Source organism: Streptococcus danieliae, from assembly GCF_025447695.1.
Lineage (GTDB): Bacteria > Bacillota > Bacilli > Lactobacillales > Streptococcaceae > Streptococcus > Streptococcus danieliae.
Map to the genome: position 1 here is coordinate 1 of NZ_JAOBSU010000101.1, position 6,368 is coordinate 6,368.

At 47.8% G+C, this 6,368-nt stretch carries 5 protein-coding genes; 4 read left to right on the top strand and 1 reads right to left on the bottom strand.

Annotated features, from left to right (window positions below):
• From N4310_RS07135 to rpmG, 4 genes are all read left to right on the top strand, one after another.
• On the top strand, positions 1-196 hold a 196-nt coding region (locus tag N4310_RS07135), incomplete at its 5' end, for a hypothetical protein (RefSeq protein ID WP_262092637.1).
• A 17-nt stretch (positions 197-213) separates the two neighbouring features.
• Complete coding sequence (locus N4310_RS07140) at positions 214-5,028, top strand: endonuclease/exonuclease/phosphatase family protein (protein WP_262092638.1); 4,815 nt, start codon at positions 214-216, stop codon at positions 5,026-5,028.
• A 218-nt stretch (positions 5,029-5,246) separates the two neighbouring features.
• Positions 5,247-5,429 (top strand): 50S ribosomal protein L32, encoded by a 183-nt coding sequence (gene rpmF / locus N4310_RS07145; RefSeq protein ID WP_160332945.1) that lies wholly within the window; start codon positions 5,247-5,249, stop codon positions 5,427-5,429.
• 18 nt (positions 5,430-5,447) lie between these two features.
• Complete coding sequence (gene rpmG, locus N4310_RS07150; RefSeq protein ID WP_001265622.1) at positions 5,448-5,597, top strand: 50S ribosomal protein L33; 150 nt, start codon at positions 5,448-5,450, stop codon at positions 5,595-5,597.
• A gap of 179 nt (positions 5,598-5,776) precedes the next feature.
• On the opposite strand, the gene N4310_RS08685 is transcribed toward rpmG, so the two are convergent.
• Positions 5,777-5,881: a putative holin-like toxin gene (locus tag N4310_RS08685; protein WP_447449591.1), complete on the bottom strand. Its 105-nt coding sequence runs from the start codon at positions 5,879-5,881 to the stop codon at positions 5,777-5,779.
• Positions 5,882-6,368 lie beyond the last annotated feature (487 nt).

Genomic DNA, 6,368 nt, shown 5'->3' on the forward strand with positions numbered 1-6,368 from the left:
TACCGTGGCGATTTTTCTTTTTATACTCTTCTATTCCCTTGGTATACATCGGATCAGAGACAACGGGAATGATTCCAAAGTTCAGCACGCTGCTTTTAAGAAAAAACAAAAACGAACCATAGATGCAAAGTTCACTAAATTTATTCGGAAAATTATCGCCTGCACTTCTCTTTTTTTGTTACAATGGAAACAGTAAAAAGATAGGAGATCACCATGGAAAAAAAGGCTGTTTACAAGTATCTACTGAGGGCATCGTTGCTGCTAGCACCGCTTGCTTTAGCCAGTAGCCTACCCCAAGAAACGATCGCTGCCGACGAACAAAGCCCCGCAACAGAGGCACTAGCGGCAAACACCCCGCAAGAAAGCGCAGAACGTTCGGATTTAGCTCAAGCTCCTGCTGAAAGTTCCGAAGCCCTCCCGACCTCTGAGACCAGCCCAAGTGCGGAAACAGCCACGACAGCCCTAGCTGAGGTCCGTCAAGGGGAAAAAGGCCAAGAGTTTACCGTTCAAGGCAAGGTCATCAGTGATGTCAATGCCTGGGGTGGAAACGGCTTCTACATCCAGGACGAGGCAGGTACCGGAGTCTATGTGTATCCCGGTAAGAAACAAGAAGTCAGCCGTGGCGACAGTGTCCAATTCAAGGGCAACTTGGGCGATTTCAACGGTGAACTCCAACTCACCAAGGTTGCAGACCTGACCAAAGTAGCAGACATCCCCGTCCCTGCCCCAACTGTTACCACCATTGAGGGCCTGACTGATCAACTCCAATCCACCCTGGTCACCCTCAAAGATGTCACCGTTGGCGCCATTTCCAGCGATAACAAGGGCAATTCTAGCTTTAACCTGACGGACATCACTGGCCAACAAGTAGCCGTCCGCGTTGATGCCCGCACCGGCATCAGCAACAGCCTTTTAAACAATCTGATTTCCGAAAACGACACCATCCACATCACTGCGATTTTGTCGACCTACCGTGGTAAAAACCAACTCAAACCCTTCCTCGAAAACCAGTTTGAAATCGTTAAAAAGGGAACTGCCGCACCGCCTGCGGAAACCATCGTCACCGTTGGTGAGATCCAAGGGGAAGGTCATGTCTCCCCACTAGAAGGCCAAACCGTTACCGTGCAAAATGTTGTGGTAACCTATGTCGCCAACAAGAACCATTTCTATATCCAGGACCTCAACCCTGACAAGAATCCGAAAACCTCTGACGGTATCAACGTCTATCTACCTAACCACAGCGTAGCCCTTGGGGATACCCTCAGCATCACAGGAAAAGTCGTGGAATACCTGGGCTCTGGTTACAGCGAAAAAGACCAAACCGATCTAACCACCACCCAGTTGGCTGCAACAAAGGTCGTCAAAGAGGGCACTGCAGCTGTCCCTGCCCCAGTCATTCTGGGAACGGATCGCCTAGCGCCAACCAAGATCGTGGAAGATGATGCCTTCAGCTCCTTTGATCCAGACACAGACGGCCTTGATTTCTGGGAGTCCCTTGAAGGCATGGTCGTCGGCATTGACAACGCCAAGGTGCTTGGCCCTCAGGCCAACAAGGAAGTCTATGTGGTCCCAGGCAATTACACCGACCCGATGAACAAGGTAGGCGGTTTACTCTTAGAAGCAGACAACCCCCATCCCGAAAAAATCGCTGTCCTTTTTGACAAAAATCTCATCACCAAAACAGGAGATTCCTTCCAAGGACGTATTTATGGACCAATCTCCTACGGCTACACCAACTACAAACTCCTAGCCAAGGTTGCCGACTCACCAAAGATCACCGACGGTGGGGTACAACCAGAGGCCACCAGTATTGTCAAAGACCCAGAGAAACTCAGCATTGCTTCTTATAATATTGAAAACTTCTCAGCCAACAACAAAACCACCGACAATGCCAAGGTTAAACGCATCGCAACCTCCTTTGTAGAGGACCTCAAATCGCCGGACATCATCACCCTGATTGAAGTCCAGGACAACAACGGAAGCACCGATGACGGCAATGTCGACGCCAGCCAAAGCGCCCGCCGCCTCATTGAAGCCATCAAGGCCCAAGGCGGACCCGAATACCGCTACATCGACATCGACCCTGAAAACAATAAAGACGGCGGTGCCCCCGGCGCCAACATCCGCACCGGCTTCCTCTACAATCCGGAGCGCGTGAGCCTGGCTGACAAACCCAAAGGCGACGCCCACACACCAGCCGCTTGGGAAAACGGAGCGCTGACACACAGCATCGCCCGCATCGAACCAACCCACCAAGCCTGGACAAACTCCCGCAAACCGGTCATCGCCGAATTCCAATTCCAAGGCCAAACCGTCCACGTCATCGCCGTCCACCTCAACTCCAAACGCGGAGACAACGGCTACTTCGGCAAAATCCAACCCGTCACCTTCAAATCCGAAGACCAGCGCCACCAAATGGCCACCCTCATCAACCAGTTCATCGCCCAAGGAATGAACCAAAACCCTGACCTCAAGGTAGCCATGCTGGGAGACTTCAACGACTTCGAATTCAGCAAAACCATGGAGCTCATCTCAGGTGATACCCTGTCCAACCTAGTCAGCCGCCATGACAAGGACGACCGCTTCTCCTACTTCTACCAAGGAAACAACCAGTCCCTCGACAACATCGTCCTCTCCAACAACCTCCTCGACCGCTACGAGTTCGACATGATCCACGTCAACTCCATCTTCATGAAAGAACACGGCCGCGCCTCCGACCACGACCCACTCCTGGTCCAACTCGACCTCAAACCAAAAGAAACCGTCACACCAGAAACGGAAAAACCACAACCAGAGATGGAAGAGCCTAAGACTGAAGAACAGCCTGTGATTCCTGAAGTCAAGGAACCGGAAAACGAAAAACCAGGCGAGGAAGATCTGAAACCTCAGCCTGAGACGGAAGAGCTTAAGACCGAGGAGCAACCTGTTACTCCTGAAGTCAAAGAACCGGAAAACGAAAAACCAAGTGAGGAAATAGTAAATCCTCAGCCTGAGACGGAAGAACCTAAGACTGAGGAGCAACCTGCTACTCCTGAAGTCAAAGAACCGGAAGCTGAAAAGCCAAGTGAGGAGACAGTGAAGCCTCAGCCAGAAGCTGAAGAGCCTAAGACCGAGGTGCAACCAGCCACTCCTGAAGTCAAGGAACCGGAAACCGAAAAACCTAGTGAGGAAACAGTAAATCCTCAGCCAGAAACCGAAGAGCCTAAGACTGAGGAGCAACCTGTTACTCCTGAAGTCAAGGAACCGGAAACCGAAAAACCTAGTGAGGAAACAGTAAATCCTCAGCCAGAAACCGAAGAGCCTAAGACTGAAGAACAGCCTGGGATTCCTGAAGTCAAGGAACCGGAAACCGAAAAACCAGGCGAGGAGACAGTAAATCCTCAGCCAGAGGCTGAAGAGCCTAAGACTGAGGAGCAACCTGCTACTCCTGAGGTTAAGAAGCCAGAAAACGAAAAACCAGGCGAGGAAGATGTGAAACCTCAGCCTGAGACGGAAGAGCCTAAGACTGAAGGGCAACCTGCTACTCCTGAAGTCAAAGAACCGGAAGCTGAAAAGCCAAGTGAGGAGACAGTAAAACCTCAGCCAGAGACGGAAGAGCCTAAGACCGAGGAACAACCAGCCACTCCTGAAGTCAAGGAACCGGAAACCGAAAAAACAGGCGAGGAGACAGTAAAACCTCAGCCAGAGACGGAAGAACCTAAGACTGAAGAGCAACCTGTTACTCCTGAAGTCAAAGAACCGGAAGTCGAAAAGCCAAGTGAGGAGACAGTAAATCCTCAACCAGAGACGGAAGAGCCTAAGACTGAGGAGCAACCAGCTACTCCTGAAGTCAAGGAACCGGAAACCGAAAAATCAGGCGAGGAAGATGTGAAACCTCAGCCAGAGACGGAAGGACCTAAGACTGAGGAGCAACCAGCTACTCCTGAAGTCAAGGAACCGGAAACCGAAAAATCAGGCGAGGAAACAGTAAATCCTCAACCAGAAACGGAAGAGCCTAAAACTGAAGAACAGCCTACGACTCCTGAGGTTACGGAGCCAGAAAACGAAAAACCAGGCGAGGAGACAGTAGAACCTCAGCCAGAAGCTGAAGAGCCTAAAACTGAAGAACAGCCTGCGACTCCTGAGGTTACAGAGCCGGAAGTTGAAAAACCTAGCGAGGAGACAGTAAAACCTCAGCCAGAGGCCGAAGAACCTAAGACTGAGGAGCAACCTGTTACTCCTGAAGTCAAGGAACCGGAAACCGAAAAACCAGGCGAGGAAGATGTGAAGCCTCAGCCTGAAGCTGAAGAGCCTAAAACTGAAGAACAGCCTGGGATTCCTGAGGTTAAGGAGCCGGAAAACGAAAAACCAGGCGAGGAAGATCTGAAACCTCAGCCAGAAACGGAAGAACCTAAGACTGAAGAGCAACCTGTTACTCCTGAAGTCAAAGAACCGGAAAACGAAAAACCAGGCGAGGAGACAGTAAATCCTCAGCCTGAGACGGAAGAACCTAAGACTGAAGAGCAACCTGTTACTCCTGAAGTCAAGGAACCGGAAACCGAAAAACCAGGCGAGGAAGATGTGAAGCCTCAGCCAGAAGCTGAAGAGCCTAAAACTGAAGAACAGCCTGGGATTCCTGAGGTTAAGGAACCGGAAGTTGAAAAACCTAGCGAAGAGACAGTAAATCCTCAGCCTGAAGCTGAAGAGCCTAAAACTGAAAAACAACCGGTAACGCCGGAAGTTAAGAAACCTGAGGCTACAAAACCTAGTGGAGAAGCTGTAAAATCAGCTAACTCTCAAATCGAAGCACAACCAAAGGTTAAAGAGAAACTCGTTTCTTCTCAAGTTTCAAACCTTCCGACAGACCAAAAGGCTTCTGCTAAAGTAAAAGCAGCGACAGGAGTTCAGCCACAACTAGCTACAGATGCAGGGCAAAAAGAATTGCCAAAAACCGGGGACAGCTCTCAAACAGCAGCTGTTGCTGCAGGCCTGAGTGCCACTCTTGCCTTACTCATGACCGTCAAATCCCGTCGTCGGAAACAAGATTAGGATTTTTATAGTTTTTAACTAAGAAAGTATTTTTGAAACACAGGAGTAGGATTTAGCGCCTCGCACTCTTACTGTTCGGCTGGAAAGGTTGGAACAACCTTTTCTAGCCGAATTTTTTTAAAAAAAGTTGTCAAGTAACTTTACTTTACAATTCATTTGTGTTATTCTTTTAAAGTTGACGAATCGTCAAAGAATATTCTATTGGAGGAAACAAAAAAATGGCAGTACCTGCACGTCGCACATCAAAAGCGAAGAAAAACAAACGTCGTACACACTACAAATTGACAGCACCATCTGTTCAATTCGACGCTACAACTGGTGACTACTCACGTTCACACCGTGTATCTCTTAAAGGATACTACAAAGGACGTAAAATCGCTAAAGCTCAAGCAGCTAAATAAGAATAGAAGGGAGCACTCATGCGCGTAAATATCACACTTGAACACAAAGAATCTGGTGAACGCTTGTACCTAACTTCTAAAAACAAACGCAACACACCAGACCGTCTTCAATTGAAAAAATACTCACCAAAATTGCGTAAACACGTTGTATTTACTGAGGTAAAATAAGCATTTCAAAAAAGTCCTAGAATTCCTAGGACTTTTTGCTTTACACTTTTTTCTGTAACTATGGTATAATTAATACATAAAAAGAGCTGGACGGCAATCCAGCTCAAAGTAGAACCGTTTAAGACGGTGACTCGTTAAACAGATTTAATCCGTCCTACTCGTCAAAGTAAAGGGACGGATTATTTTTTGTCTCCATCTTTGAAGATTAGATGGCAGAGACCGATCAACTCAATGCTAAAACTAGCAAAGAAAAAGATGGTCTGCACAACTTCAAAGGCGGTCAAAAAGCACTCCTCCTTCCTGTCAGATTTTGATGAATTACCCATAGGCATCACCTCTCCTTCAGAATCAGGAGCCACCGTCTTCACTTTTCTACAAGATTTATTCTAGCATATTCGTTACTAAAAATCATGGATGAACCGGGCATCTAACGGTATTAGAATCCAAAGAACTCCCTAGAACTTGGCCTTCCATTTTCACCTTTAACAGCAAATGTGTTATAATCGAAATATAAAAAGAGCTGGATTGCAGGCCAGCTCCAATGTAGAACCGTTTAAGACGGTGACTCGTTTATTAGCTAAAGAGAATAGCCGTTACTAGCCAAAGTATTGACGGCTATTTCTTTTTGTTTCCATCTTTGAAGATTAGATAGCAGAGACCGATCAACTCAATGCTAAAACTAGCAAAGAAAAAGATGGGTGTGTCAAGAATTTTGTGTAAACTCCAAAGCAGAGTTTGAATGTGTGTATTAATCGGACAAGGAATTGTAAG

Excerpts from the sequence above, each read along its gene's own strand:
- N4310_RS07140 (WP_262092638.1), top strand. The coding sequence starts at position 214 with ATGGAAAAAAAGGCTGTTTACAAGTATCTACTGAGGGCATCGTTGCTG.
- rpmF (WP_160332945.1), top strand. The coding sequence starts at position 5,247 with ATGGCAGTACCTGCACGTCGCACATCAAAAGCGAAGAAAAACAAACGT.
- rpmG (WP_001265622.1), top strand. The coding sequence starts at position 5,448 with ATGCGCGTAAATATCACACTTGAACACAAAGAATCTGGTGAACGCTTG.